The 25,054-nt window shown below is 67.3% G+C and carries 24 protein-coding genes and 2 pseudogenes; 12 read left to right on the forward strand and 14 right to left on the reverse strand.

Annotated elements, in window-relative coordinates; genetic code table 11:
- Window positions 1–133 precede the first annotated feature (133 nt).
- The 4 genes from GVY39_RS18740 (at window position 134) to GVY39_RS18755 (ending at window position 2,681) form a co-directional block, all read left to right on the forward strand.
- Window positions 134–379 carry a hypothetical protein gene (locus tag GVY39_RS18740; RefSeq protein ID WP_159926530.1) on the forward strand — a complete coding sequence of 82 codons (246 nt, stop codon included), beginning with the start codon at window positions 134–136 and terminating at the stop codon, window positions 377–379.
- On the forward strand, window positions 376–1,311 hold the full coding sequence (locus GVY39_RS18745; RefSeq protein WP_159926528.1) for an NAD(P)-dependent oxidoreductase: 936 nt from the start codon (window positions 376–378) through the stop codon (window positions 1,309–1,311). Before GVY39_RS18740 ends, GVY39_RS18745 begins: the two co-directional genes overlap by 4 nt.
- Window positions 1,312–1,398: 87 nt before the next feature.
- Entirely contained in the window at window positions 1,399–1,836 is a 438-nt protein-coding gene (locus tag GVY39_RS18750) for a MarR family winged helix-turn-helix transcriptional regulator (protein ID WP_159926526.1), read from the forward strand.
- Window positions 1,833–2,681, forward strand: a complete 849-nt coding sequence (locus GVY39_RS18755) for an alpha/beta fold hydrolase (RefSeq protein ID WP_159926524.1) — start codon at window positions 1,833–1,835, stop codon at window positions 2,679–2,681. Before GVY39_RS18750 ends, GVY39_RS18755 begins: the two co-directional genes overlap by 4 nt.
- Here GVY39_RS18755 and GVY39_RS18760 read toward each other — a convergent pair.
- The 6 genes and pseudogenes from GVY39_RS18760 to GVY39_RS18785 form a co-directional block, all read right to left on the reverse strand.
- On the reverse strand, window positions 2,637–3,710 hold the full coding sequence (locus GVY39_RS18760) for a MerR family transcriptional regulator (RefSeq protein ID WP_159926522.1): 1,074 nt from the start codon (window positions 3,708–3,710) through the stop codon (window positions 2,637–2,639). The genes GVY39_RS18755 and GVY39_RS18760 overlap by 45 nt on opposite strands.
- Window positions 3,711–3,723: 13 nt before the next feature.
- Entirely contained in the window at window positions 3,724–4,389 is a 666-nt protein-coding gene (locus tag GVY39_RS18765; protein ID WP_201295272.1) for a HEAT repeat domain-containing protein, read from the reverse strand.
- 328 nt (window positions 4,390–4,717) lie between these two features.
- A pseudogene (locus tag GVY39_RS18770) lies at window positions 4,718–4,984 on the reverse strand (YciI family protein); the annotation flags it as partial.
- A 300-nt stretch (window positions 4,985–5,284) separates the two neighbouring features.
- Window positions 5,285–5,776, reverse strand: coding sequence for a hypothetical protein (locus tag GVY39_RS18775; RefSeq protein ID WP_223516195.1), 492 nt, complete (start codon window positions 5,774–5,776; stop codon window positions 5,285–5,287).
- A gap of 416 nt (window positions 5,777–6,192) precedes the next feature.
- Window positions 6,193–6,954 (reverse strand): SGNH/GDSL hydrolase family protein, encoded by a 762-nt coding sequence (locus GVY39_RS18780; protein WP_369412163.1) that lies wholly within the window; start codon window positions 6,952–6,954, stop codon window positions 6,193–6,195.
- Window positions 6,951–7,367, reverse strand: coding sequence for a nuclear transport factor 2 family protein (locus tag GVY39_RS18785; protein ID WP_159926580.1), 417 nt, complete (start codon window positions 7,365–7,367; stop codon window positions 6,951–6,953). The genes GVY39_RS18780 and GVY39_RS18785 overlap by 4 nt, the downstream gene beginning before the upstream one ends.
- A gap of 119 nt (window positions 7,368–7,486) precedes the next feature.
- On the opposite strand from GVY39_RS18785, the gene GVY39_RS18790 reads away from it, so the two are divergent.
- Together GVY39_RS18790 and sigJ are read left to right on the forward strand one after the other, a co-directional pair.
- On the forward strand, window positions 7,487–8,050 hold the full coding sequence (locus GVY39_RS18790; RefSeq protein WP_159926518.1) for a PadR family transcriptional regulator: 564 nt from the start codon (window positions 7,487–7,489) through the stop codon (window positions 8,048–8,050).
- 175 nt (window positions 8,051–8,225) lie between these two features.
- Window positions 8,226–9,161, forward strand: a complete 936-nt coding sequence (gene sigJ / locus GVY39_RS18795) for an RNA polymerase sigma factor SigJ (protein ID WP_159926516.1) — start codon at window positions 8,226–8,228, stop codon at window positions 9,159–9,161.
- 101 nt (window positions 9,162–9,262) lie between these two features.
- Here sigJ and GVY39_RS18800 read toward each other — a convergent pair whose 3' ends face one another.
- Window positions 9,263–9,973 (reverse strand): alpha/beta fold hydrolase, encoded by a 711-nt coding sequence (locus tag GVY39_RS18800; RefSeq protein ID WP_236565542.1) that lies wholly within the window; start codon window positions 9,971–9,973, stop codon window positions 9,263–9,265.
- A gap of 153 nt (window positions 9,974–10,126) precedes the next feature.
- Window positions 10,127–10,774 (reverse strand): TetR/AcrR family transcriptional regulator, encoded by a 648-nt coding sequence (locus tag GVY39_RS18805; RefSeq protein WP_159926514.1) that lies wholly within the window; start codon window positions 10,772–10,774, stop codon window positions 10,127–10,129.
- Between the two features lie 75 nt (window positions 10,775–10,849).
- Between GVY39_RS18805 and GVY39_RS18810 the strand changes: the two genes are divergently transcribed.
- A complete protein-coding gene (locus tag GVY39_RS18810) occupies window positions 10,850–11,746 on the forward strand; it encodes an alpha/beta hydrolase (RefSeq protein WP_201295271.1) in 897 nt (298 codons plus the stop codon).
- A 245-nt stretch (window positions 11,747–11,991) separates the two neighbouring features.
- Window positions 11,992–12,822 carry an NmrA family NAD(P)-binding protein gene (locus tag GVY39_RS18815; RefSeq protein WP_159926512.1) on the forward strand — a complete coding sequence of 277 codons (831 nt, stop codon included), beginning with the start codon at window positions 11,992–11,994 and terminating at the stop codon, window positions 12,820–12,822.
- 255 nt (window positions 12,823–13,077) lie between these two features.
- Here the strand turns inward: GVY39_RS18815 and GVY39_RS18820 are convergent, their stop codons facing one another.
- Window positions 13,078–14,277 carry a triacylglycerol lipase gene (locus GVY39_RS18820; RefSeq protein ID WP_159926510.1) on the reverse strand — a complete coding sequence of 400 codons (1,200 nt, stop codon included), beginning with the start codon at window positions 14,275–14,277 and terminating at the stop codon, window positions 13,078–13,080.
- 358 nt (window positions 14,278–14,635) lie between these two features.
- Between GVY39_RS18820 and GVY39_RS18825 the strand changes: the two genes are divergently transcribed.
- Both GVY39_RS18825 and GVY39_RS18830 read left to right on the forward strand, forming a co-directional pair.
- Entirely contained in the window at window positions 14,636–15,259 is a 624-nt protein-coding gene (locus tag GVY39_RS18825; protein WP_159926508.1) for a YdcF family protein, read from the forward strand.
- 44 nt (window positions 15,260–15,303) lie between these two features.
- Window positions 15,304–16,347 (forward strand): fused (3R)-hydroxyacyl-ACP dehydratase subunits HadA/HadB, encoded by a 1,044-nt coding sequence (locus GVY39_RS18830; RefSeq protein WP_159926506.1) that lies wholly within the window; start codon window positions 15,304–15,306, stop codon window positions 16,345–16,347.
- A gap of 21 nt (window positions 16,348–16,368) precedes the next feature.
- Here the strand turns inward: GVY39_RS18830 and GVY39_RS18835 are convergent, their stop codons facing one another.
- The 4 genes and pseudogenes from GVY39_RS18835 to GVY39_RS18850 form a co-directional block, all read right to left on the reverse strand.
- Entirely contained in the window at window positions 16,369–17,421 is a 1,053-nt protein-coding gene (locus GVY39_RS18835; protein ID WP_159926504.1) for an LLM class flavin-dependent oxidoreductase, read from the reverse strand.
- 43 nt (window positions 17,422–17,464) lie between these two features.
- On the reverse strand, window positions 17,465–18,481 hold the full coding sequence (locus GVY39_RS18840) for an alpha/beta hydrolase (RefSeq protein WP_369412162.1): 1,017 nt from the start codon (window positions 18,479–18,481) through the stop codon (window positions 17,465–17,467).
- A gap of 8 nt (window positions 18,482–18,489) precedes the next feature.
- Window positions 18,490–19,437 (reverse strand): annotated as a pseudogene (locus tag GVY39_RS18845) (acyl-ACP desaturase).
- Between the two features lie 58 nt (window positions 19,438–19,495).
- Window positions 19,496–20,476 carry a transcriptional regulator gene (locus GVY39_RS18850; RefSeq protein WP_223516210.1) on the reverse strand — a complete coding sequence of 327 codons (981 nt, stop codon included), beginning with the start codon at window positions 20,474–20,476 and terminating at the stop codon, window positions 19,496–19,498.
- A gap of 553 nt (window positions 20,477–21,029) precedes the next feature.
- On the opposite strand from GVY39_RS18850, the gene GVY39_RS18855 reads away from it, so the two are divergent.
- Both GVY39_RS18855 and GVY39_RS18860 read left to right on the forward strand, forming a co-directional pair.
- On the forward strand, window positions 21,030–22,580 hold the full coding sequence (locus tag GVY39_RS18855) for an acyl-CoA carboxylase subunit beta (protein ID WP_159926500.1): 1,551 nt from the start codon (window positions 21,030–21,032) through the stop codon (window positions 22,578–22,580).
- Between the two features lie 495 nt (window positions 22,581–23,075).
- Entirely contained in the window at window positions 23,076–23,663 is a 588-nt protein-coding gene (locus GVY39_RS18860) for an integrase core domain-containing protein (protein WP_159926498.1), read from the forward strand.
- 257 nt (window positions 23,664–23,920) lie between these two features.
- Here GVY39_RS18860 and GVY39_RS18865 read toward each other — a convergent pair whose 3' ends face one another.
- A complete protein-coding gene (locus GVY39_RS18865) occupies window positions 23,921–24,610 on the reverse strand; it encodes a hypothetical protein (protein WP_159926496.1) in 690 nt (229 codons plus the stop codon).
- Between the last annotated feature and the right edge of the window lie 444 nt (window positions 24,611–25,054).

Here is a 25,054-nt window from a genome sequence, read left to right on the forward strand (position 1 = left end):
CCGGAGCGTCCAGCACGGTGGGGCAGCCATTCCTTCGCAGCCACAACAACAGCAACCAACCATCAGCTACACCCCACCGCCCTGGGCATCCAGGGCACCAACCCCAGACACCCACAAACTTAGGGAGGCAACCATGAATCGTTCGGTCACCGTCGTCACCCTTGTGGCAGCGGCATCGATGCTGGGTATCGGGATCTGGTGCCGCATCGACCCGGCTGGTTTCGCCGAATGGGCCAACTGGCCGGAGCACGAGCATTTCCTGCACGACGCGGGCGTCTTCCAGATCGGGATCGGGCTGATGATGATCGCGCCTCGTCATCCGCCTGCGGGAACTGCGCACGCGGAATTCAGCCGCCACGGTCTCGAGGTGAAACCGTGAGGATCCTGCTCGCCGGCGCGACCGGCACGATCAGCTCCGCTTTGATCCCTCTGTTGCGGTCGGCCGGCCATACCGTGCTCGGCCTCACCCGAACAGCCGCCGGCGGCCATCGCCTCGCCGAGTCCGGTGTTCGTCCGGTGGTCGCGGACATCCTGGACGCCGCTGCGCTACGCAACGCCGTCGCGGGTCTGCGTGCGGACGCGGTGGTCCACCAGGCCACCGCGCTCACCAGGACACCGACCCGGCATCGGGACCTGTACGCCACCGACGAACTGCGTGACAAGGGCACCCGCAATCTGCTGCGGGCGGCGGAAACCGTCGGCGCCCGGCAATTCGTGACACAGTCGTTCTTCCTCGGCTACGGCTGGTGCAACCACGGCCCGGCTCCGCTCAGCGAGGATCATCCTTTCGCGCCCCTCGGTCACGGCCCATTCGAGACCCATATGCGCTCACTGCGCTCCAACGAGGAACAGGTGCTCGGATACGGCGGTATCGCACTGCGCTACGGCTTGTTCTACGGGCCGGAACCGGCCACCTTCGGGATGATGGACAGCCTCCGCCGCCGCAGGCTGCCGGTGCCGCGCGAACCCGGGACCCTGCACCCGATACACATCGCCGACGCCGCTTCCGCGACCCTCGCGGCCTTGGCACGTGGCCGGCCAGGCGAGGCCTACAACATCGCCGACCGGGAGCCGGTCGATATGGGCGACTACCTCGATGCTCTCGCGGCCGTGGCCGATGCCCCGCCGCCACGCCGCATCCCCGGGTGGCTGCTACGGGCGACACCTTATCTGCACGCCCTGCTGGTGAGCAGTCACATCCGACTGGACACCGCCAAAGCCGAACGCGAACTCGGCTGGTCCCCCGCCTACCCGACGTATCGGGAGGGCCTGCCCCCTCTCGGTGCCGCGCACGCGCCGAACGAACGCTGAATCCAGCATCCCGCGTCACTGCTCGACGATTGCCCGACCGAATCGAACGAGCGATCGATTTGCATTGCTAAGTTAGCATGCTAAGTTATGGAGGTGGAACCGACTCTGAGCTTCGACCTGCACGTGCTCACCGCCCGTCTGGATCGAGCGGCGGACCGCATTCTGCGAGCCGAGCACGGCGTGTCCTACAGCCGCTTTCTGGCATTGACGTTCGTGGGCGAGTTGGGAGCCTCGACGCAGCGGACTCTTGCCGACCGGCTCGGTGTGACGGAACCGTCGGTCAGTCGCATGGCGGCGGTCCTCTCCGCCGACGGGCTGCTCGACGTGCGCCCCGACCCGGGAGGCGGACGAAGCCGCCGGCTCAGTCTCACCGGCAAAGGGCAGGAGCTGGTAGCCGCGGCCCAGCGCGGCCTCGAAGAGCGGTTGGCGGCAGTCGTCGCCGAAAGCGGCGTGCCCTACGACGAATACGCGCGGCACACCGCGCGATTGCTGGCCACCTTCGAGCGCTTGGAGTCCCTCACATGAATGCCGACGTACCGGTCACACCGGCCATGCAGCGCTCGGTCGTCTCGACAGACGGCACACCGATCGGCTACCGAACCATGGGCAGCGGGCCGGGAGTGATCGTGATCGGCGGCTCACTGTTCACCGCGCAGGACTATCTACCGTTGGCATCGGCACTGGCCGAGTCCTGCACTGTGCATCTCCTCGAACGACGCGGGCGCGGCGCGAGCGGCCCACTCGGGGAGGACTACCTCTTGCGAAAGGAAGTGGACGACGTGCTCGCCGTGCAAGCTGAAACCGGCGCGCGGCTGGCGTTCGGACACAGCTATGGCGGACTCGTCGTTCTCGAGACGGAACGGTCGTCACCGGTGTTCGACCGCGTCGTGCTCTACGAGCCGGGGGTACCCGGCGGCCAGGTAGCCACCGGATGGATGGCCCCCTACCGTGAGCGGCTGGCCGCGGGCGACCCCTACGCCGCCTTCGCCTATTTCATCCAGGGATCCGGTGGCGCGCCGGGATTCGTTGCCAGGCTGCCCCACTGGTATCTGCGCACCGCGTTACGCATCGGATTCCGCGGGCGGCGATGGCAGCGAATGCGGCCGCTGCTCGCAGCCAACCTGGCCGAACACGAGCAATTGGCCGCGCAGCACGACCGGCTGCACGAGTTCGCCGACCTCACCACCGCGACCTTGATCCTTCGCGGAACTCGCACGCCGTCGACAACGCGTACAGAACTCGACGTCCTTGCCCGCACACTCCCCCACGCCACCCTCGACACCATCGACGGACTCGACCACTTCGGACCGGAGGGCAAGTCGGGATCAATCGTTGCGGAACGGGCGGCGGGCTTCCTCCTCGAACGTTGAGAGACGTCCGAGCGAATCTGTGAACTCGATTTCGGGCGGTCTCGAGCGCAGAATCGCGGACGCGGTCGCCGCGATCGTCCGGTCGTCGTCGGCAGTCAGCGCTATGAGGGCTTCCCGTGCCGCGGTGCCCGCAAGCTCGGCGAGCGCCTGCGTGATCCGCAGACGTGTCGGGGCGTCGACAGTGTTGTCGAGCCGGTCCCGCATCGCCCGGACGATGTCGTCGGCACAGGCCGCGTCCTGCGCCAACAATCCCAGCATCTCGGCGGCCTCGACATCGGACCGCCCTTCGACGACCATCTCGAGCAGGGCAGGCATCGCCTCGGCGACACGCCGGGAGCCCAGAGCCAGGGCAGCGCGGTCTCGCACCGTCGCGTCGCGGTCGTCCAGAGCCCTCCTCAGCAGCATCGTCGCCTCCGCGGCGGGCACTGCCGCTATCGCGACAGTCGCCCGCCGCCGGACCTCGACCGCCCCCGAATCCAGACCGACGGCCAGGTCCTTCAACCCCTCACCGGCCGCCCTCGCCAACGACCACCGCAGCGCTCCGGCGACATTCGGGTCGTTCTCCGACAGCGCCGCCTCGACCAGGGCTTCGACCGGCAGCGACGTGCGCTCGTTCTGCGACAGCACCGCTTGCTGACGGCGGGCTCCGGACTCCGATTCCAGCGCGTGCAACAACGTGACGATGCCGAGGACGTCCCCCCACTGCGCGGGCGCGGCCGCGTCGACGCGCTCGAGCTTCCTGAGCAGTTCCTCCTCGGACGCGATCCGCGCTCGCGTGTGCCGGATGAGCTCTCCCACCAATTCGGCCGGAGCGAAACCGGGTTCGTCCAGCGCCCGCTTGGCTTCGTTCAGCGACAGCCCGAGAGTCCTGAGGCACTCGACGTGGAAGAGGCGACGGATGTCGTCGGCGGAGTATTCACGGTAACCACCGGATGTGCGGAGCGTCGGTTTCACCAGACCGAACGCGTCGTAGTGGCGCAGCATGCGGGTGCTGACGCCGGAACGCCGCGAAACCTCACCGATCAACATCCATCGTCTCCTTTTATGCGTCCGGACCGGTCGCGGCGACGCGCTTGGCCATTTCCACCGAGAGGGTGAACCCGCTGTCGGGGTCACGACGCAGCCCCTCGGTGGCCTCCGCATGCGCGCGAACGCGTGGATCCGGATTCGCCATCGCGGCAACCAGAACCGGCGCGGCGGCCTCTCCGAGCGCCGCCAGTGCGCGGCTCAGACTGAGCTGCACATGGTGGTCACCCCGTCCGAGCGCGGTCGCCATATCGGCGGCGAGTTCGCCCTCCGCGCCGGGCGGAACGAGCACCACGGCGGCCCGCCACGCGCTTTGCGCGACCTCGTCGTGTTCGTCGTGCAGCAGTGTCGACACCGCGGGCCAGGCACTCCGGTCGCCGATCTTCGACAGCGTGTGCAGCGCCTGACTGCGGGCCTGGGCGATGTCGGACCGGAGTTCGGCGAGCAGCCTCGGTACCGTGATCTCGGGTGGCAACCGGCACAACGCCCAGGTCAGCATGTCCCGGACGAAGAAATCCGGTTCGACGGCACACCGGGCGGCGAGGATCTCCGCGAGACGGGGATCGCCCAGCGTGCCTGCCGATAGCGCCGCCCGCTGCCGAGCCGACGAATCAGTGTCGGCGAGAGCGTCGACAAGGCGAGCATCCGGCTCGCCGTGGTTGGTTGTGTTCACGACAACCACCTCCTTCGTCGACCACTCAAGTCCTTGTCACAGTGTCAGGGTCAAGCCGTGGAGTCACGCCGAGCCGCGCCGATCCGTCGCGCCGCGCCGATCCGGTTCCGAACGGGCGCGCGGCTCGGTGCGCTCGCGCGGGGATGGACGACGTTTCGGATGCGAGAGCATCCCTCGGGGAACTCGGTGTCATGGGGCCACGCCGAGTGCGTCGGGACAATTCGAGCGCGGCCCGGCAGAGCTATCGGCGGGCGTTGAGTCGGGCGGCCTGGCGCGGCAGGTCATCTCGGAGGTCACTCCGTGATGGGCGGCGCGGTCAGGAACGGCCGCGCCTCGAGTCACTCACCATCCAGCCGCCGACGAGGTCCTCGGTCTCGGCGAAAGGGCCGTCGGTGACCGGCGGTCGGCCCTCGCCTTCGCACCGGACTGACATGCCCTCGGGGGCGAGCGTCTGACTGTCGACGTACTCGCGGTCTCCTCGAGCCGGGCCGCGAAGTCGCGCATGTATTGCATGTGAGCCGAGAACTCCTGCGGCGTCCACTGGTCCATGGGCACGTCGTCGACCGGGGCACCCGTAGTGCTCGAGCAGCAAGTACTTCGTCATTGTGGTCGTATTCGTATCGGTCCCCGAGTTCTACACCACCATCCAGATTTCTCGGTTCTCATCGACGAATCGGGCGGAGTCGACTGTGGTGACCGGCTGCGCGATTCATCTTCTGATGGAAGCGTTCGAGAATTCCGTGCTTGCTCGTCTGTCGGCGGCACCGGACACAATGATCACCGCACTGCTCGAGTACTGCGATCGGGCCGTCGACCGAACGACCATTTCGCATGGCGAAGCCGAGCGGGTTCGTGGCCCGCTCGGCCGTGTCGACTATCTTGATTCGGTTCTTCCCGATATCGATCAGAACGGGGTGAAGAAGAAGCCGAACCAGGCACCTACCGCAGCACCGACCGCGCAGCCGATGACGGCGCCGACGACGAAGAACCAGATTCCGATGGCGATGCCGATCGCGCAGCCGATCGCCGCACCCAGCAAGGCGCCACCGAGCAGGGCATCGTGCATCAGGCCCTGCACCTCGGGTGTGACCGCGGCGGGTGACGGTGTGCCACCTGCCGGCGTCATCGTCAGCGTCCTACCCGACGGGTCGAGCGACGGTGTGACGCTGAAGTTCTGGCCGGTCTCCATACGCAGTGTCGTCGGGATCGTTCCGACAATCGCACCGTCGTCCGCGACCACGTTGACCGCGTCCGGCGTTACTTCGAATCTGCCGGAAGCGAGATCGACGACTGCGCTGCGGTGATCAGCCGCCAGAGTTGTCGTGTAGGCGATAGGCCCATCCACCCCGTTCATCGTGAGGTTTGCCAGGGTGCCCTCACCGTGTGCCGTTGCCATGGCAATGCCCGTTGACGCGATGGCCATCAGGGCGGTCGCCACTAATTTCTTGAATATCATCGGGAGTCCAATCATCGGGACCGATATGTGTTGGATTCCCCCCGGGCGGGCGACGTTGACCGTCAGGTATGATATTTACTCCTCAACTTGTTCTATGTCGATAGGTATCCGGTAGGGAGAATTTTTCGTACTTCAGGTCGAATATTCTCTCCACCTTTCCCCCTTCTTCTATAACAAGTCAGAACGCTCCGAAGCATTCTGTTATCCATCCGAAGCAGCATTCTGTTATCTATCCGCAGCGTCCGGGGACCGTCTTCACCGGTCCGTGGTCGCGGCAGTCGCAGCGGCCGTGCGGTCGCAAACCGGCAGCAGGTCGGGGCGTTTGGCGGTACGGCCGTCGCCGGAAGACCGCCCGGTCAGCCGTCGCCCGAGCCAAGGGCCGAGGAAAGTCGCCGCCCAGCGCAGCTCGTTCGCCGCCACGGCCAACACACCGCGCTCGGGCAGCGCCGGTTGCAACGGGCTGGTCCAACGGTCGTCGGCGCCGGGCAGCCGCAGCGCGTGGGCGAGAGCGTCGGCGATGCGTTGATGGCCGATCGGGCTCGCGTGCAGCCGATCGGGGCTCCACAGGCGGGGATCGGTGACGACGGCGTGGGGGTCGTTTCGGCGACGATGACGCCGTGCCGTTGGGCGCATGCGCGGATGCGATGGTTGAGTGCGATGACCCGGCCGCCGATCGGACGCGCCAGCGGGGTGATGCGCGTGACCTCGGGGAAGGTCAGCGTGGCCACCACGGCGCCGTGGGCGGTGAGCGCCGCGAACATGGCATCGAGGTGTCCGGCGACCTCGTCGGCGTCGAATCCCGGGCGCAACAGGTCGTTGAATCCGGTGACCACGGTGACCAGGTCCGGCCGTAATGCGAGGGCGGCGCCGAGCTGTTCGGCGTGCACCTGGCGAGCGAGTTTGCCGCGAAGGGCGAGGTTGGCGTAGCGCAAATCTGGATTGATCGCGGCGAGCAGTTCGGCGAAGCGATCGGCCAGACCACGTAAGCCGCCTTGGTCGCCGCGATCGCCGACGCCTTCGGTCTGGCTGTCGCCCATGGCGACGTATCGCGAGTAGGTCGCGGCAGTGCTCGAGCCGGCGATGTCCGCGCCGATGACCGTCGCGTCGAAGTCGCTCACGCCTGCGCCGCCGGACGCCCGAGCTGCGCGGCGGCCTCGGCCTCGATGCGCTCGAACTGCTCCCCCATCCGCGCGGCCAGGGCGTGCGCGGCCGACAGCGGCCGCACCATGACCATGAAGTCGTCGATCTTCCCGTCCGCGTCGAAGTGCAGAAAGTCGCAGCCGGTCAGCTGCTTGCCGTCCACTCTCGCCTCGAACACGAACGCGTGGTCGCGACCGTTCGCGTCGGCGATCTCACGCACATAACGAAAGTCCTCGAAAACGCGGATCACCGCGCGCAGGATCGCCGCGGTCACGGCCTTGCCCGGATACGGCTTGAACGCCACCGGACTGGTGAACACCACATTGTCGGCCAGCAGCGCCTCGATCGCCGCTTCGTCCCGTGCCTCCACGGCTGCCCGGAAGGGATGCACGCCCACCTCCATAGTAAATTAGTTGAATAGTTACTCCCAACGCTAGTGCGCATCATCAGCGGTGTCCAGGAGTCAGCGCGCAAATATTTGAATAGTCGCATGCGTGGTAATTTGACTGGATGGCGCTACGTAACGCGGTACTGGCCGCCCTGCTGGAGGGCGAAGCGTCCGGCTACGACCTCGCCAAGGGCTTCGACGCTTCGGTGGCCAATTTCTGGATGGCCACGCCTCAGCAGCTCTACAAGGAACTGGAGCGCATGGCTGCCGATGGCCTCATCGAGACCAGGGTCGTGCAGCAGGAGCGCCGCCCCAACAAGCGCCTGCATGCCATCACCGCCGCCGGGCGAGCGGCGCTGCACGAGTTCGTCCGAGCACCCGCCAAGCCCACCGCCATCCGCGACGAGATGATGGTGAAGGTGCAAGGCATGGACGTCGAGGACGCCCCGGCCGTGCGCGCCGCGGTGGCCGACAAGCTGGAGTGGTCGAAGGCGAAACTGGCCCGCTACGAACGCCTTCGCTCGCGGCTGCTGAACGGCCGCAGCGAGCAGGCGTATCTGGTCGAGGCCGAACGCGTCGGCCCCTACCTCACGCTGCTGCGCGGAATCTCGTTCGAGCAGGAGAACATTCGCTGGGCGGAGTTCGCGCTGGCGGTGATCGATCGGCGGATCGCCGCGCACGTATAGCGACTTGTTCCCCGCCCGTTCCACCCTGCCGGTCTCCAGGTCCGCGCAACCGTGGTCCGCGTGTGGCCGATGCGGTGCGTGACCACAGCGACAGTGCGTCGTGAGAACGTCACACATCGGTGCGGTATCTCGTCGAACCAGTGAAGACGGACGCGACCAGAGGAGCCGGTACACCATGACCACCAGATCCGAGCAGGCAGGCGGCTCGGCGGATCCGAGCCTGGGCGCGATCATGGACGAGCGGCGCCGGCTGATCAATCTCGCGTACCGGCTGCTCGGGTCCCTGGCCGAGGCAGAGGATGTCGTTCAGGAGACCTACGCCCGCTGGTACGCCATGCCCCGCCGACGGCAGGACGCCATCGAATCCCCCGGCGCCTGGCTGACGACGGTCGCCGGCCGCATCTGCCTCGACCTGCTCGGCTCGGCACGCGCCCGGCGAGAGCGCTATGTCGGCGAATGGATCCCCGAGCCGCTGCCGGAGCGTACGGAGTGGATCACCGGATGGTCCAGTGGCGGCATGGACGACCCCGCCGACCGAGTCACCCTCGACGAGTCTGTCAACATGGCATTCCTGGTCGTCCTCGAATCGATGACCCCGGCCGAGCGCGTCGCGTTCGTCCTGCATGACGTCTTCGGTTACTCGTTCGCGGAAGTGGCCGAGATCGTCGGCCGCAGCCCGGCTGCCTGTCGCCAGCTGGCTTCCTCGGCGCGTCGGCGCGTTCGCGCGTCGCAGGGCATCGCGGTTCCGCCGCTCCAACGCGCCGACATCGTCCGGGACTTCAAACGGGCGTGGGAAGCCAAGGACATCGACGCCCTTGTCGCCCTGCTCGACCCCGATGCCACGGCGATCGGCGACGGTGGCGGCCTGGTCAGCGCCGAACTCCACCCGATCGACGGAAGCGAGCGGATCGCGCGGGCCGTTGTCGCCATCGCGGCGAAGGCGCCGGATATGGCGATCCTGGAACGTACTGTGAACGGACAGCCCGGACTCGTGATTCAGCAGGCCGGTGCCACCGTGACGGTGATCGCGTTCGATATTTCCGGTGACCGGATCACCCGCCTCTGGGCGATACGCAATCCCGACAAGCTCCGACCCTGGACAAACGGCTGAGGCATACCCCCAACGCAGCGGTGAGCTCACGTCCGCGTCCTGCCGCATCGAGTAAGTCGTCCGTCACGCCACCGCGCCCGAATGACAGCAACTAACCGAACTTACTCGGACACGGTGATCAGGTGTACGCGGCATAGTCTCGTGACGAGGTCGACCCACACGTCAGGATCGGTCGACCACAGGTTGTGGGCCATGCCGGGTAGTTCCTCGAACCTGCCGTGCGGTACCAATGTGGCGAGCTGCCGCAGCGGCCACGACGGACGGATATCGTGCTGCGGGGCGACGAAAGTCATGACCACATCGGAGTCCGCCAGTCGGCGGAGCAGATCCGGTTCGTGGATCCACTCCACGAACGACGCACTCAGTGCGGCGTGGACGCCTGGGTCCCAGTCGATGTCGATGTCGGCTTCCAGATGCCGCGAGGACTCGTACGCCTGCGACCAGGTGCGGTCCTTGTGCAGGCCGTGCCCGGCGACGCCGACAACGGCCCCGACTCGGTCGGGGTGGTCCAGCGCGTAACGCACCGCCAGGTCCGAGCCCCAGGAATGGCCGAGCACTACCCAGCTGTCGACACCTCCGGCTCGCCGCACCGCTTCGATATCGGCGACTGCCTGGCGGAAGTCGTGCGGCCCACCCTGGGAGCGGCCGACGCCCCTGGGCTCCGGGTACCACGCCCGCATCCCGTGTGGCGCGAGCCCGTCATCCTCGAGGTAATGGCCGCCGCCCGGTCCACCGGACAGGACTACGACATCCGGACCGTGTCCCGTGACGCCGACGTGCAGCAAGGCACCGTCGTCGGCGGGCACCATCATCGATCGCACATCGCCCCCTGCCGCCACGAGATCGGAGCACCGATTCGCCGTCTCCACCTTACCTATTGCCCCGCAGGCGACCTCCTGCGCGGACGTCGCTGCGCATCCGTCGCTTCCCCTGCGGCCGGTTCCCCGTCCTCGGCGCCATGGCCGTCAGCAGGCGGACGTTCCCGCCTCTAGTCCGGTGAGGATGATGCGCATCCCGGCTCGGAACTCGGCTTCGGGGGTGCTCGTGACCGCCGCGTGGGCGATTTCGATCAGTTTGGGAAACCGCTCGGATGACAGGGCAGCGACCCGGTCGGTGATCGTGGTGGCATCCTCGCCGCGTGCGAGGGACAAGGGCCCAGCGAGTTCGGCCTGGGCGAATCCGGTGACGAATCCGGACACCGCACGAAATGCCACCAGCAGTTCGGCCCCGGACCTGCCGCTGCGCGCGAGCGCCCGCAGAAGGGCTTCGGCGGGCAGCAGTGCCGCCAGATCGACGCTGCGCCGGGTGAGAATCAGCGGGATGGCGTGCGGGTGGGCGCGCACGGCACGCCACATTCCCTCGGCGACCGCGAGGACCTCCGCACGCCAGTCCTCGGAGGGTGCGTGATCCCAGCGCGTTTCGTTCATCACGGCCTCCGTGACGAGCTGCTCGAGCCCCTCACGGCCGTCGACGTAGTTGTAGATCGTCATCGCGCCGGTGCCCAATGTCGCCGCGAGGCTGCGCATGGTCAAGCCGGCGAGCCCTTGGTCGTCGACGAGGGCGAGCGCGGCGATCTGTAACTGCTCCCGAGTGAATTTCCGGGGGGCGGGCATACTCCTCCTTGTTTACGTACGAAGTACGTGTTTAACTCTGCATGTTCACGTACAACGTACCTAAATCGAGGTGTCATGACCATGATCATCCGCACCACCTTCCCCTCCGGCGACGACCAGTGCGCCGCCTGGCTGACCCTGCCGGAGGGCCCCGGGCCGCATCCGGTCGTCGTGCTCGTCCACGGCGGGGGCGCGACCCACGAGATGACGCTCGGCCAGTACGAGAAGTGGTTCTCCGAAGCGGGCCTTGCCGTGGTGGCCTTCGACTTCCGCCACCTCGGTGAATCGGGTGGCCTGCCCCGCCAGCTGGTCAGCCATCGCCGGTATGCCACCGACGTCGACTCGGCGCTGGCGTTCGTCGGAACCCACCCCGAACTCGATGCCGGCCGAATCGCGCTGTGGGGAACATCGTTCGGCGCGAGCCATGTACTCGCCGCAGCGGCCCGTCACCCCGAACTCGCCGCGGCGGTCGTGCAGTGCCCGGTGTTCAGCGGGCGCGCGGTGGTCGCCAAAGCGGGAGTGCGGCACCTGGCCCGGTTCACTGTGCCGATCATCTCCGACCTGGTGCGCGCCGCGTTGCGGCTCCCCCGGCGATACGTGCCGCTGGTCGGTCTGCCAGGCGAGGCGGCCTTCGTCACCCAGCCCGGCGCTCTGGAAGGGTGGCAGTCAGTTACTCCCCCTGGCTACCGGTTCGACAACCGCATCACAGCCAGTTCCGGGCTGGGTATGTTGTTCTACAACGCCGCGGCTCTCGCCCCACGCGTGCGATGCCCACTGCTGGTGTGCGCTTGCGACCGCGAGAATCTCATCGATCCCGCCATCGCGGCGAAGGTGGCCGCCACAGCACCGCGCGCCGTCGTCGAGCACTACGACGCCGACCATTTCACCGTCTACCACCCACCGATCGTCGAGCGGGTCGTCGCCGATCAGCTCGACTTCCTCACCACACACCTCGAGTCGAAACAGCGCTGAGCAGAACAGCTTTCAACGCGGCCGCGCGAAGGGCTGCCACCACTGCCGAGGCCGCGACGTGGGCCGAGAGCCCAGCGAGTGCGATCGGGATACCCGCCGATCGCGAGGGCGTTGCTGCCAGCGCTTCGTCGCGCCTCTTCCAAATCCACCGCCGGGGCGATCCCGCGCGAAGGGGGATCGCTCCCGAGTCCTTGACCTCGAGCAAAGTTGAGCTTCTAGCGTCGACGGCGACGAGAGGAGTTCGAATGACAACACTGGTCACCGGCGCCACCGGGAACACCGGCCGCCACGTCGTGACAGAGCTGGTTCGCCGCGGCGAGCACGTCCGGGCGCTGACACGCGACCCCGTTGCCGCTGCGAGGCTTTTCGCACCGGAGGTCGAGGTGGTGGCGGGCACGCACACTGCCCCGAATACGCTGGGCGCGGCCCTCGACGGCGTCGACCGGCTGCACATCACCGTGACGGCGGGGCTCGCCGAGACCGGCCCCGAGCTGGTGCGGCGAGCGGTGGACGCGGGCGTGCGACGAATCACCGTGGTGTGGGGCGGCGGGGTCGGGCCGGTCGAGCAGGCAGTGGCGGACTCCGGTGTGGAGTGGACGCGCCTGGAACCGCAGGAGTTCATGTCCAACACGCTGACCTGGATCGACTCCGTGCGGACCGAGGGCGTAGTGCGCGAACCGTACGACTCGCCCAGCGCACTGGTGCACGAAGCCGACATCGGAGCCGTGGCCGCGGTCGCGCTGCTGCACGACGGCCACGCGGGGCGGGCCTACAACCTCACCGGCCCGGAATCGCTGACGCCGCGGCAACGGATCGCGATCCTGGCCGAGGCCCTGGACAGAGAGACCACCTTCGTCCCGATCACGCACGAACAGGCCGTCGACAGATTGATCGCCACCGGCGTGTCCCGAGCGGACGCCGAGTACGTCATCGGCTGGTACGCCGCGGCCGATGCGGCCGCCACCACGGTCGTCGACACCGTCGAACGGGTGACCGGCCGACCGGCACGCACCTTCGCGCACTGGGTGGCCGAACACGCCGACCGATTCCGGAGCCCGCGGTCGCCGGGAGCCTGAGGATCGCCGAAGAACATTCGGCGAGTTAGGGCACCGGGCATCCCGTGACAGCCCGATGCCCACCGAGCGGAGGGTGCGAAGATCCGCTCGGTGGGCATACCGCCACGTGTCGGGGACGTGCGCGCCGGGCCAGGGGCGGGGTTGAGGGATCCTGTCCGGCGGGCGAAACGCGTGGCGGGCGGTGCTTCCGTCGAGCGAGCGCGCGGAGTCAGGGGCACAGGTCACGCCGCTCGACGCAAGCAAGTCATCCGGCGGTCACAGCGAGCCTCCGCCGCCGAGCAACCACGGGTTGAAGGTGCACTCCAGATTCGGATGCCCGGCCGGGTCCAGCGCACGCAACGCGATGGACAGTGCCCGTGGCGAGTACATGATCGTGAGGTGATCGGAGACGTCCTGCTCGCATCCTTCCTGCAGGGTGATGTTGTGCACCGTCACGCCGGGCGCCGCCTTCAAGAAAGTCAGATCGTAGGGATTGGTGATTTCGTCGTAGCGGGTGCCGACGATGGTGTAGTCCACGCCGGGGATGGTGTCGCCGTTCTCGTTGAGCTTGTTGACGAAGTCCGAGCCGATCGTCTGCTGGATGCCGGCGTGCCCGACGAAGATCTCGATGAAGCCCAGGATGTCGATGCCGAAGTTGTTGATCGCCCGGCCCAGCGCGCCGATGCCGATCAGGCTGGTGCCGTGGTGGGTGGCGCCGTAGGTGACCAGATTCTTGACCTTGGCCGCGCCGCCCTCGAACTTGGTGTACCAGTTCGACATCGAACCGCCCTGCGAATGCGCGACGATGTCCACCTCCGAGGCTCCGGTCGCGGCCAGCACCCGGTCGACGAACGTAGCCAGCTGCTCGGCCGAGTCCTGGATGTACCCGGTGCCCATCACGCCGGGCAGCACCGATCCGAGACCGCCGCCCTCGAGCAGGTTGGACCGCCCGTAATTGAAGGTGAATGTGCAGAAGCCCGCGTCCTTGATGGGCTGACCCATGAAGGCGAAGCCGTTGTAGGCGTTCATCCAGGTGCCGTGCACCATGACGACCGGGCGCGGGCGTTCGGCGGCCGGCTTGCAGTTCCAGTCGTTGGACCCGGGTGGCGCGGCGTCGGGATGGGTCAACCCGTAGCCGAACGCGGCCAGCCACGAGGTCATCGGCGGACCGTAACCCACGGTGTCGCTGGCGTAGCCGCCGGAGGACCCGGAGCTGCTGCCCGAACCGCCGTAGCAGTCACCGGACCCGTTGCCCGACCCCGCGCCACTGCCCGAGGTACACGCCGAGCCGGTACCCGCGCTGCCGGAGTCGGCTACCGGCGCCACTTTCCGTCCCGCCGCGATGTAGTCGGCCAGTTGCTGCTCGGTCGGTTGCGCCTCCGGCACCGCGTTCGCGCCGGTCGCACCGGCAGCGAGCACCGATACGCTCAGCAGCACCGCCGCCAGGGACGAGCGTCCGTAGGTACTTCGTTTCATTGGTTGCCTTCCTGCAGAACAACGGTGTTCGACGGCCGGCGCCGTTCTTGCCGATCGACGGCGCCGAAGCTGCGCCAACGCTAGAACCGGGGAACGCGACCGCCTACGCGGAACGGCTGGCTCTGGAGACCTCACGAATGCGTTTGTCGCGACTAGGGATTCGGCACAAAGGAGCGCGGGAAGCGCAATTCCGGGAATTCGACGAGTAGGTCGAGACGCACAAGCGGTCAGCCCGAAAACGGTGAATTATCCAAATCACCAGACGGTTACGGTTCCGAAACGGCCGATGGGCTCATCATGGACGAAGCTTCACACCAGCCATCGGTGGCCATCCGATGGCTAACCGCTTGGAGATCCCATGTCCGTCACCATGGTTCCCACCGCCCGCACCGCGGCTCGCGTCTTGCTGGGCGCGCTCGCGGTCACCGCCGCGCTGACCCACCTCCCGTACGCCTCGGCGGAGGGCTCGGGCTCCTCCGCCGCCCCTTCGGCTCTCGGCCCGCTCGGCCCGTTCGGCACGGCGCCGTCGCCTCCGCCGACAGTGCGCGGGCCCGTGACCGCCATCGTCGTGCTCGGCTACGGACTGCTGCCCGACGGCGGCATGCGCCCGGAGTTGGTCGACCGTCTGCACGCCGGCTACCTGCAGGCCCTGCTGGCGCCCTTCTCGCCGATCATCGTGACCGGCGGCAACGCGCGCAACGGCGTCACCGAGGCACGGGCCATGGCCGACTGGCTGATCGCCCGCGCCATCCCGGCCGCCCGGATCCATCTCGAAGCGGAGGCGGGCACGACCGTGCAGAACGCCGCGCACTCGGCCACGATCATGCGCGCGATCGGCGCACGCGACGCCGTGGTGATCACCTCCGCCGACCACGTCGACCGGGCGGTGGACACCTTCCACGACGCCGGAGTCGACGTCGTCGGCACCGTCACTCCCGAGCAGATGCCTGTCCGGATCTGGCGGTTCGGCCCGCTCGCCTGACGCGGGCAGGCCGTGATCCCCCGTTTCGCAACACAGGAGCAATTATGAACGACACCGCGGTGAACCCGGCCGATCAAGCCAGATCCCTGGTCGACCATCGTTACCGTTCCACCCTGCGCTACGAGGTCGAACGGGAAAAGATTCGCGAATTCGCCCGAGCCGTCCAGGATTCGCACCCCGCGCATCGCAGCGAGGCCGCCGCTGCCGAGCTCGGATTTCCCGGACTCGTCGCGCCCGCGACGTTCAGTTCGATAATTCTCACAAGGGTGCAGCGCGAAATTCTGGACACGCTGATCACCGGCTACGATCCGACCCGGATTCTGCACGCGGACCAGGTTTTCGACTTCGGCAGGCCGCTGGTGGCAGGCGACCGCCTGACCTGTGACATCTATTTCGAATCGTTCCGGCACTTCGGCGACTACGACGTCCTCGCGATCAAGAGCGTGCTCATCGACCAGCACGGCGCCGTCGTGCAGACCGGCTCGAGCGCGCTGCTCGCACGCGTCGGCGCACGTCATCCGGGATTGGCCGACGCCGTGCGCAAAATCGCCATGGGACAGGGAGATCCGGGCACACCGCGACCGGCGCGAGGCAACGCCGTCGTTCCGGCAGCCGCCGACTATCTCTCGCCGACGCCCACGCGCCGGGAACCGCGGTCACGCGTCGATTTCGCAGACCTCTCGGTGGGCTCCGAATTGCCCGTCCGCACCATGCGCCTGTCCCGTGGAGACCTGGTCAACTATGCCGGAGTGACCGGCGAAGCCAATCCCGTGCTGTTCGACGAGCGAATCGCCGTCGCCAGCGGCCTGCCGACCGTGGTCGCGCCGGGCATGCTGAAACTCGGCCTGGCCACCTCGTTCCTGAGTTCCTGGCTCGGCGACCCCGCGGCGATCACCCGTTTCCGCGCGCAGTTCGCGCACAACACGCACTATCTGCGCATACCACCGTTGGGAACCGGGACGATCCACTTCCGCGGCCGGGTCACCTCGATCGATCCGCGCAGGCGACGGGCCACCCTCGCGGTCGACGCGCGCGCCGACGGGCGCAAGCTGTTCGGCTACGCCGCCGCCGAAGTGCTCTTCGCGTGAGCGGTCGCGGTCACGCGCCGATCAGGCAGCGGTGCCGGATCGCGCATCAGCTCGATCGGGGGCGCCCGCCCGACGACGCGACAGGCCGGTGAGCAGCGCCAGGCGGCGATGGGACGCCAGCCGGGCAGCGCGATCGTAAGTACTGGTGTGTACGAGGATTTCGTCGGCGCCGGTCCTGCTCACCAACTGTTCCAGTTGGTCGGCGACCGAGTCTTCGGTGCCGTACAGATGGCCGCGCAGCCCGTCCTCGAAGAGGCAGCGTTCGCGATCGGTCATGGTGCGTGCCTCGATCTCCGAGGGCGGTGTCAGAGGCGGGAACTCACCGCGGGTGCGCGCGTACGCGGCCGACCACGCCTCCGGCAGCAACAACCGACGCGCCTGCGCGGTGGTGTCGGCGATGACGATCGATCCGGAGACCATCACGTACGGTCGCGCGCCCGGTAAGGCGGGGCGGAACTCGGCGCGATAGCGCTCGATGGCCTCGACCATGTGATCTTCGCCGCCGACCGCGGCGATCACCAGCGGCAACCCGAATCGCGCCGCGCGCTCGGCGCCGGACCCGGTCGCCAGCAGGAAGGCCGGGACCCGCAGCCCCTCGGCGGGCCAGGCGTGCACGCCCTGCCTGCCCTCGGTGAAATACGCCAGCAGTTCGGCCAGCCGGGTGTCGAGGTCTTCCGCGTCACCCTTGTCGTGCCCGAGCGCACGCCGCACGCCGTCGGTGAACCCGACCGAGCGGCCCAAGCCCATGTCGATGCGCCCCGGATAGAGCGATTCGAGCACGCCGAACTGTTCGGCGACCACCAGTGGCTGATGGTTGGGCAGCATCACCCCGCCGGTGCCGATCCGGATACGGGAGGTCGCGGCCGCGGTCGCGGCCGCGAGCACGGTCGGCGCCGAACCTGCCACGCCCGGCACGCTGTGGTGCTCGGAGACCCAGAATCGGTGATAACCCCACTCCTCGGCGAGCCGCGCGAACTCGACGGTCTCGCGTAGCGCGTCCGGATGGCTCTGGCCGCGCCGGACGCGCGAGCGATCGAGAACGGAGAACCGGACGGAGGACAGCACCGAGGTCATATCGATGTCAACGCGGGCGCGCCGCGCTGATTCCGCCCCCGGCTCAGGAGGTGCCCGCCACTCCGAGCGCCTGCGCCAGCGCCTGCCACGCCTTCGGCAATTGCGCCTGGAAATCCGGCCAGGTGTGCATGCCCTCGGCGGTGTACTCCACGGTGGCGGGGATGTTCAGCTCGGACAGGCGGGCGGCGAACCGTTCGGTGCACGAACGGGCGCCCGCCTCCAGCGCGGCGCCGCCGCCCGCCGTCCGCAGCGCGTCCGCGATCGTCGGAGAGTTCGCGACCGCCACCAGATCGGCGCCGGTCGGCAGCCCGGTGGCCGCCGAGAGGTAGATGGCGGTGCCGCGCAGCGATTCCGCGTGCAGCAAGCTGTCGTGCGCGGCCCATTCCGGTGAGGTCGGCGGGCCCCAGAGGTTGTCGACGTTGCCGCCGCGCGAAGCGACCGTGATCGTGGTCACCGCGTGACCGAGCGGGTCGGCCGTGGAATAGCACCCGCTCATCCCGGCCACGGCGCGATACCAGCCGGGATGGCGCTGGGCGAGCATCATCGCGGCCTGCGCTCCCATCGACACTCCGGCGATGGCCCGGCGCCCGTCGGAGCGCAGCAGCGACTCCACGATGGGCGGAAGCTCGGTGGTGAGGAACGTCTCCCAGCGGTTGAGTCCCAGCGCGGTGTCGTGCCGGACCCAGTCGCTGTACATGCTGCCGGTGCCGCCGCCGGTCAGCACCACGTCGACCGGTTTGCCCGCGAAGAATTCCGCGGCCTTGCCCTTCGACAGCCAGGCCGACGTGGCGTCGCCGTCGACGCCGTCGAGCAGATACAACACCGGACGCGGTCCCTCGCCACCGCCGCGCAGCACATCGACCGTGATGATCCTGCGCATCGCCGAGGAGGCGATCGACAGCCGTTCCCGCCCAGCGGCGACCTTCTCGATCGAGAGCAACCCGGTGCGAGTCATGCCGGGATCGACCGCGGGCGGCGCAGTGGGCGGCGCCGGATCGGCGAACACGGGCGCAGCGGCGACCGCGGCGATGAGGACCATCGCCGCCGCGGTAATCGGCACGCGCGACTTCATCCTGCCAAGGGAGCCCGTTCCGCTCGTCTGGCCGCCGCGCGTTCGCGCTGCTCCTCGAACCGCCGCGCCCGGATCTCGAAGTCGTCGAGGTAGGCGTGCAGTTCCTCGCGCGCACGTTCGCCGTCGCCGGTCAGATCGGTCCGTTCGAACACGTGCCAGGCACGCAGCACGGGACGGACCAGCACATCCAGATGCCGGCGCAGGTCGTAGATACCGTGCTCGGCCGGCAGCACGGCGTTGCGCCGAAAGTTCGGCTGGGTCAGCCCGGGCATCTGGAAGCGCGTGACCACGTCGGTGATCGCGCGCAGCGCCTCGTTCGGCAACAGGTCGAGGGCCGCGGCGCTGATGTTGCGGTAGAAGATCATATGCAGGTTCTCATCGGCGGCGACACGCTGAAGCATACGCTCGGCGATGGTTCCTCGCACGCCGCGCTGGTGTTCCGGTGGCTGATCCTGGTCGCCGACTCCTGCACGGTGACATAAGCGACCGAACACAGGAACTGTTGTCCTTTCTCGGGTTTCACGACTCCGGCGGTCATGTGCGCCATCCTGGTCTGCTCCAGTAGCACCGGATCGACCGCGCGGGTGACCACCAGATAGTCGCGTCACGATGGCGTGCCGGTTCTCCTCGGCCGTCCACCGTCCCACCCAGGTACCCCAGACGCCGTCCAGGGAGAACGACTCCGAGATCTTCCGGTGATACGAGGGAAGATTGTCCTCGGTGAGCAGATTCGTGATCATCGCGGTCTGCGCCACTTCGGAAAGCCGGGATTCCCCCGGCTTCCAATCGATTCCGCCGAGGGCAGCGAAATTGCGCCCCTCGTCCCATGGCACGTAATCGTGCGGATTCCAGGATTTTGCTTTGCGCAGATGATGGTTGAGCAGGCGTTCGGCGGTGGGCTCGGGTTCCCGCAGAATTTCGCGATCGGACAACGCGGTGGTCACTCGCACTCCTCAGCTCACCCCCGACAGCAGGGCACACTTCGACGATAGCGGCGAAAGTTCAAGCTGTTCGCCCTATCACGCGATCGTTGGGCGAGTCGACGATGGTCATGTGGCCCGGCTGGGGCGGTTCACAACCCGACGGCTCGCCGGCCTCGCCTACCGGGTACAGCCCCGGTGGCCTGCCCGCCGCCCGCAAGCGGTCCAGCAGATCGTGGGCGCGGCCGGCCAGCTCGGGAATGCGCGCGGTGCGCCCGGTGGTCACCGCGGCGGTCAACGGCACCTCGGCGGCCTCGCCGAGGATGGCCAGCACGTCGTCGGTCATGCTGAACGTTCCGGTTCGGGCAGGCACGTCGTCGATCGGCACCAGCACCGTGCCGCCCGCGGCCGACAGCACCGACAATGCGCGTGAGCCGAGCGGATCGGCCAGCGCAGCCTGGACGCGACGGAGTTTGCGCCGGGCCGCGTCCGCGCCGGTGCCCGGTCTTCGCTCGTCCGGGTGCGCCGGAATGCCCAGCGCCACGACCTGGTACGACCGTGCGATCGGAATACCGGTCTCCCTGGCGAGCTCGCCCACCGCGTGTCCGCCCAGCAGCGCCGAAACCAGCGTCTGGGCCGCGGTCTGATGTTCCCGCGCGACCGCGCGGTGCTCGTCCACATAAGCGGTCGAGGCCGCCACGGTCACCATCTCCAATAGGTGGACCGCCAGCCGCGCACCCGCGAGAAAATGATCGGCCTGGTCATCGGCGACCTCGTCGGCGAGGAATTCCAGTCCGTTGCGGATTTCGTCGTGGTACGCGCCGAGCACCGTTTCCAGCGCTATACCCTCCCGCGCCCAGCGCGAGGCGAAACCGGCGATCTCCGGTGGCCGCACCGCCGCCGGCGCCGGAGGCGGAGCCAGCAGTTCGACGGCGGCCGCCAAACAGTTCCGCGCGGTGGTCGTGACATCGCCGGACACGCCGTGGCCAGGGTGCTCGGCCAGGTGTTCGACGAGTTTCGATGTCAACGTCTCGGTACTCGGTCTCGGCTGCCTGCCCATCATGCCTCCCGAAGGTTAGCGACGGATCGTGATGGAATCGAGATGTGTTCGGCCGAATCAGGTAAGTCATCAGCGGCCGTCCTACCCGTTGGGCGGAATCACAAGCGTTTCGAGGCGATTTCGAGACGGAGGCGAGTCCTGCGCGAACAGCACTACCGGGGCACCGTACTATTCGGATCCAGCCCCTGACCGGGGGGAGGGGCGGACTCACCGATTTCCGGAGTATGCGACCCGGAGTAAGTGACGCAGCGCCGTCCGCGCATTTTCCGGCGCTGCGTCGAGATCACCCTAGATCCGTCCGCCCGCCCTGAGAAGGGCTCGCCGACGCCCTCGGGATGGTTCATCGGCGCCCGTGCCCGGGATTGGGACCTCGCACAACCGTGTCGCCGCGGCGGGCCGAACCCACGCCGTGCTATTAACCGTGAGGCGCACGGGCAAACCTGTGAGCTGTCCCATGACATCCTCCGAACGCCTGTGCGGCAGATCGCACCGCCGATAACATCGAGCGCCGCGCTGCCGTACGGCGTCGCGACGAGTTCGAAGGGCTACACCACATATGAGCGGTACGCGAGAAAAGCTGGATGAGCTGCGGGGGATCCTGGAGCTGGCCGAGGAACCCGCCGGCGAGACCGGCATCGCGAAACGCAAGAACAAGGGCATTCCGAGCGCGCGGGAACGAGTGCGCGCACTACTCGATCCCGGGAGTTTCGTGGAGATGGGCGCTCTGGTGCGCCAGCCCGGCACTCCCGGAGCCATGTACGGCGACGGCGTGGTCACCGGACGCGGCCGGATCGACGGCAGGCCTGTGGTGGTGATCGCGCACGATCAGACCGTCTTCGGCGGCTCGGTCGGTGAGATGTTCGGTCGCAAAGTCGCCCAAGCGCTGGACTTCGCCACCGCCAACGCCTGCCCGGTGGTCGCGATCAACGACTCCGGCGGCGCCCGCATCCAGGACGCGGTCACCTCGCTGGCCTGGTACGCGCTGATGAGCCGCCGTCAGGAAAGGCTGTCGGGTTTCGTACCGCAAGTATCGATCATGCTGGGCAAATGCGCGGCGGGGTCGGTCTACGCCCCGGTGAACACCGACATCCTGATCGCGACCGAGAAGTCGTACATGTTCGTCACCGGCCCCGAGGTGATCAAGGAGGTCACCGGCGAGGAGGTGACCATGGAGGAACTCGGCGGCGCGCAGGTGCAGGCGGCCAACGGCACCATCCACCACGTCGCCGCCACCGAGCAGGACGCGTTCGACTGGGCCAGGACCTATCTGAGCTATCTGCCCTCCAGCTGCCTGGAACAGGGACCGATCGTCAACCCGGGCCTGGAGCCGCAGGTCACGCCGCAGGATCTGGAGCTGGACTCGATCATTCCCGATTCCGATCGGGAGGGTTACGACATGCACGAGATCTTGCTGCGGCTGTTCGACGACGGCGACTTCCACGAGATCAGCGCCGCCACCGCGCAGAACCTGATCACCGGCTTCGCCAGGGTGGACGGACGCAGCGTCGGGGTGATCGCGAATCAGCCCTTGGTGCTCGGCGGCGCCATCGACGCCAGATGCTCGGACAAGGCGACGCACTTCATTCGTCTGTGCAATGTCTTCGGGTTGCCGCTGATCTTCGTCGTGGACACTCCCGGCGTGCTGCCCGGCGTGGAAGAGGAGCGCAGCGGGGTGATCAAGCGCGGCGGGCGGTTCTTCCGCGCGGTGATCGAGGCGACCGTACCTATCGTGACCGTCGTGGTCCGCAAAGCCTACGGCGGCGGCTACGCGGTGATGGGCTGCAAGCAGCTCGGCGCAGACATCAGCCTGGCCTGGCCCACCGCGCGCATCGCCGTGATGGGAGCGGAGAGCGCGGTGAGCATCGTCGGCAAGCGCCAGCTGGCCCAAGTAGCCCCGGAGCAACGCGCGGCCGTGCGGGACTACATGATCGACCAGTACAACGCGACGGTCGCCACGCCGTGGATCGCCGCCGAGCGCGGCTACATCGACGCCGTGATCGAGCCCTCGCAAACCCGGCTGGAGATCCGCAGGGCGCTGCGCCTGCTGCGCGAGAAAGAGGCGAGCGCCGAGCCCAACCCGCGCAAGCACAGCCTCTACCCGGTCTGAGACGACCTCGCGCCTCTGGTTATGTTGCCTCACAACGTAACCGGCCATTCGATGGATTCTTCGGTGATCCGCGCCGAATCGGACCACCCGGCACGCCGATGCCTTACTCTCATCAGCAGTGCCGGGTCCCTTCGTTCGCCGCGTCGTGGCTCGGCACGCGACGTGCCCGCTGCGCCTGTTCCCTACCCTCGCCCGGCGGGCACGCCGCACTAATACTGCAGCCGGTGCGCATGGACCCCGCGACTACGACTGGGCGCGGGTGCCGATCCGTATCGGGTGGGAACCCGGGCGCGGGCACTAGCTGGTCGACGTCATCGGCACGGCCCGCGACGGCCAGTGCGCGGTCCGGCCCGCCCAGTGTTTCCACCGGCACAACGGTCAACCGGTGGCCGAAACAGGGCTGCACCCCTCGAAACCCCGTCCAGCCCTGTTCGTGCGCGAAGGGCATCACGAAGCCCCGGCCTATCCGCGCGATGCCCGGCCAACTGCATGGTCATGTCGGTGCTCCTCGGAGCCGACGGCGACGTGGACAACGACGCCACGCTGCGCGCATACACCCGACGCGCGGTGGTACAGGCCGAAACCGGAGCTGCGTCGTGGCCCCTGGTCGAGGCCCGTGACCCGAGGGAAACGGTTCTCGATCCGACGGATGGCACGCCTGCTCGGTGTGTCGGCGTGGGGCTGCTACCAGTATGTGAAGCGCAGGGCGGCAACGGTTTCCACGTGCGTCAGCAGCGGCGTGCCGATCTGACAGTGAAGATCGAGCGCGGGGGAGGGTTCACCGCGGGATTGACAGTGCAAGTCCGCCACCGTCACGGGTTGAAAAGATCAATGGGCGATACCGGAATCTATTGGGACAACAGCCCTGCCGAATCATTCTGGCCGACCTGCAACACGAATCGTACTACCGACACGTCTACGCCACCAAAGCCGAACTCGCTGCCGCCGGTTGACAATTGGAACCGAAGATACAACCATGACCGGCGGCACTCCGTCCTCGGGATGCTCAGCCCCATACGCTACGAGCAATCCCTGACAGACGCAGCCAAGGCCGCTTGGAACCCTCTCCACCATTCGGGGTGAACCTCAGCCGAGGCGTTCGCGCGTCCAGATGGCATGCTCGATCGCATCGAGCGGGGATTCAGCGCACTACGTCTTCTTCCCCAGGTGGGCATACTGCCGATCTACCGATGCGCGCCGTATACCTATCCCACGAGGATTCTCACATCACCCCTGCCGGGGGGTAGAAAGTGTCGAGGTTGGCCATGTTCGATGAATGGCATGAGGAATGCGTCAGGAGCCCGCAGTATCCGGCTCCCGAGCCCGGCCAGGACCTTTGGCTACGGCGAACCTGTCAGATTGCCCGGTGCCTGAATCTGGGTTGGCTGTTCTCGACGTGGAGCCTGTCTAAGCTGCGGGATATGCTTGCCCGCAAGGAGAGAGTCGATATCGGCCGGGAAACTCCGCGGCAGATCCTGAAAACCAGAGGGGTGTCGTGGCACGCTAGCAAGACTGGGGATGCCGGTAACGTCCCAGATTTCGCAGCGAAGATGGCACACGTACTCGATCGCCACAATAATCCACCCACTGACGGGCGAGTGGTGTGTGTCGATGAGTTCGGACCGCTGAACTTGCAGCCGCTTGGCAGCTGGTTTCCGCGGCGCCACCTGAATCGATTGTGCGCCACCCACAATCGCACGCAGGGAGTGCGGCACACGTTCGATGCGGTGGACCCGGCGACCGGCCAGCTCTACTTCCGAATTCGTGACCGGAACCGCTGGATCGAGTTCCTGGCTTTCCCTGAGTTCCCGCGAGCGCGCCGGCCGCAGGAAGATCCCTATCTGATTCTGGACAACGACGCGGCGCACAAGCACCTCGAGGTACGGGAATGGCACCGGCGACGCGGTCGAGTCGGTGTTCGCGCTTATCTGTCCTTTCCGGTCAACCCGGATCGAGTCCGAGTTCGCCGCAATCGGCGACCACATCCGCCGGAGCGACCAGCACGCCGGGCCGATCCGCAACTTCGCCACCGGTTCAAAGGTCCGGCGCCCGGGTTACCTGACCTGTATTTCTCGACGATGTGACCGACCCCAGAATTCACCGACTAATGATGCCGGAATCAGCTGGCGCAACCAAGAAGATCGAAGCCATGGTGTCGATCGGCGATACGGTACAGCAAAATCCAATGCTGTGAGACCAAAAATCGCGCGGCTTCGCCAAGGGAGAATGCGTCGTCACCTGCCCTCTGGCGTTTTCCGATGCCTCCAGTCACCGGGAAGTCGAGGAATTGTTTTTGTAGTAGTTAAAAGCTTGACAATGTCGCTTGACTGCGTATATTCAGTATCGTCCTCGACGATGAACACACGGTCGGCAAGTTCGAGGGCGAATAAGGATCGGAAAGGAACTGATCATGCTCACCATAACCTCCACTAAGACAAGAAAAGTCGTTGCCTCGGTGGCCGTGGCGCTAGCCG

Origin of the sequence: Nocardia sp. CY15 (assembly GCF_009829295.1) — a bacterium.
In the GTDB taxonomy this organism is placed as follows: Bacteria; Actinomycetota; Actinomycetes; order Mycobacteriales; family Mycobacteriaceae; genus Nocardia; species Nocardia sputi.

Bases quoted from the DNA above. Each gene is read 5' to 3' on its own strand.
- GVY39_RS18820 (WP_159926510.1), bottom strand. From the start codon at position 14,277: ATGAAACGAAGTACCTACGGACGCTCGTCCCTGGCGGCGGTGCTGCTG.
- GVY39_RS18800 (WP_236565542.1), bottom strand. From the start codon at position 9,973: ATGATGGTGCCCGCCGACGACGGTGCCTTGCTGCACGTCGGCGTCACG.
- GVY39_RS18805 (WP_159926514.1), bottom strand. From the start codon at position 10,774: ATGCCCGCCCCCCGGAAATTCACTCGGGAGCAGTTACAGATCGCCGCG.
- GVY39_RS18815 (WP_159926512.1), top strand. From the start codon at position 11,992: ATGACAACACTGGTCACCGGCGCCACCGGGAACACCGGCCGCCACGTC.
- GVY39_RS18750 (WP_159926526.1), top strand. From the start codon at position 1,399: ATGGAGGTGGAACCGACTCTGAGCTTCGACCTGCACGTGCTCACCGCC.
- GVY39_RS18830 (WP_159926506.1), top strand. From the start codon at position 15,304: ATGAACGACACCGCGGTGAACCCGGCCGATCAAGCCAGATCCCTGGTC.
- GVY39_RS18790 (WP_159926518.1), top strand. From the start codon at position 7,487: ATGGCGCTACGTAACGCGGTACTGGCCGCCCTGCTGGAGGGCGAAGCG.
- GVY39_RS18755 (WP_159926524.1), top strand. From the start codon at position 1,833: ATGAATGCCGACGTACCGGTCACACCGGCCATGCAGCGCTCGGTCGTC.
- GVY39_RS18810 (WP_201295271.1), top strand. From the start codon at position 10,850: ATGACCATGATCATCCGCACCACCTTCCCCTCCGGCGACGACCAGTGC.
- sigJ (WP_159926516.1), top strand. From the start codon at position 8,226: ATGACCACCAGATCCGAGCAGGCAGGCGGCTCGGCGGATCCGAGCCTG.
- GVY39_RS18825 (WP_159926508.1), top strand. From the start codon at position 14,636: ATGTCCGTCACCATGGTTCCCACCGCCCGCACCGCGGCTCGCGTCTTG.
- GVY39_RS18740 (WP_159926530.1), top strand. From the start codon at position 134: ATGAATCGTTCGGTCACCGTCGTCACCCTTGTGGCAGCGGCATCGATG.
- GVY39_RS18760 (WP_159926522.1), bottom strand. From the start codon at position 3,710: ATGTTGATCGGTGAGGTTTCGCGGCGTTCCGGCGTCAGCACCCGCATG.
- GVY39_RS18855 (WP_159926500.1), top strand. From the start codon at position 21,030: ATGAGCGGTACGCGAGAAAAGCTGGATGAGCTGCGGGGGATCCTGGAG.
- GVY39_RS18835 (WP_159926504.1), bottom strand. From the start codon at position 17,421: ATGACCTCGGTGCTGTCCTCCGTCCGGTTCTCCGTTCTCGATCGCTCG.
- GVY39_RS18775 (WP_223516195.1), bottom strand. From the start codon at position 5,776: ATGGCAACGGCACACGGTGAGGGCACCCTGGCAAACCTCACGATGAAC.
- GVY39_RS18860 (WP_159926498.1), top strand. From the start codon at position 23,076: ATGTCGGTGCTCCTCGGAGCCGACGGCGACGTGGACAACGACGCCACG.
- GVY39_RS18850 (WP_223516210.1), bottom strand. From the start codon at position 20,476: ATGATGGGCAGGCAGCCGAGACCGAGTACCGAGACGTTGACATCGAAA.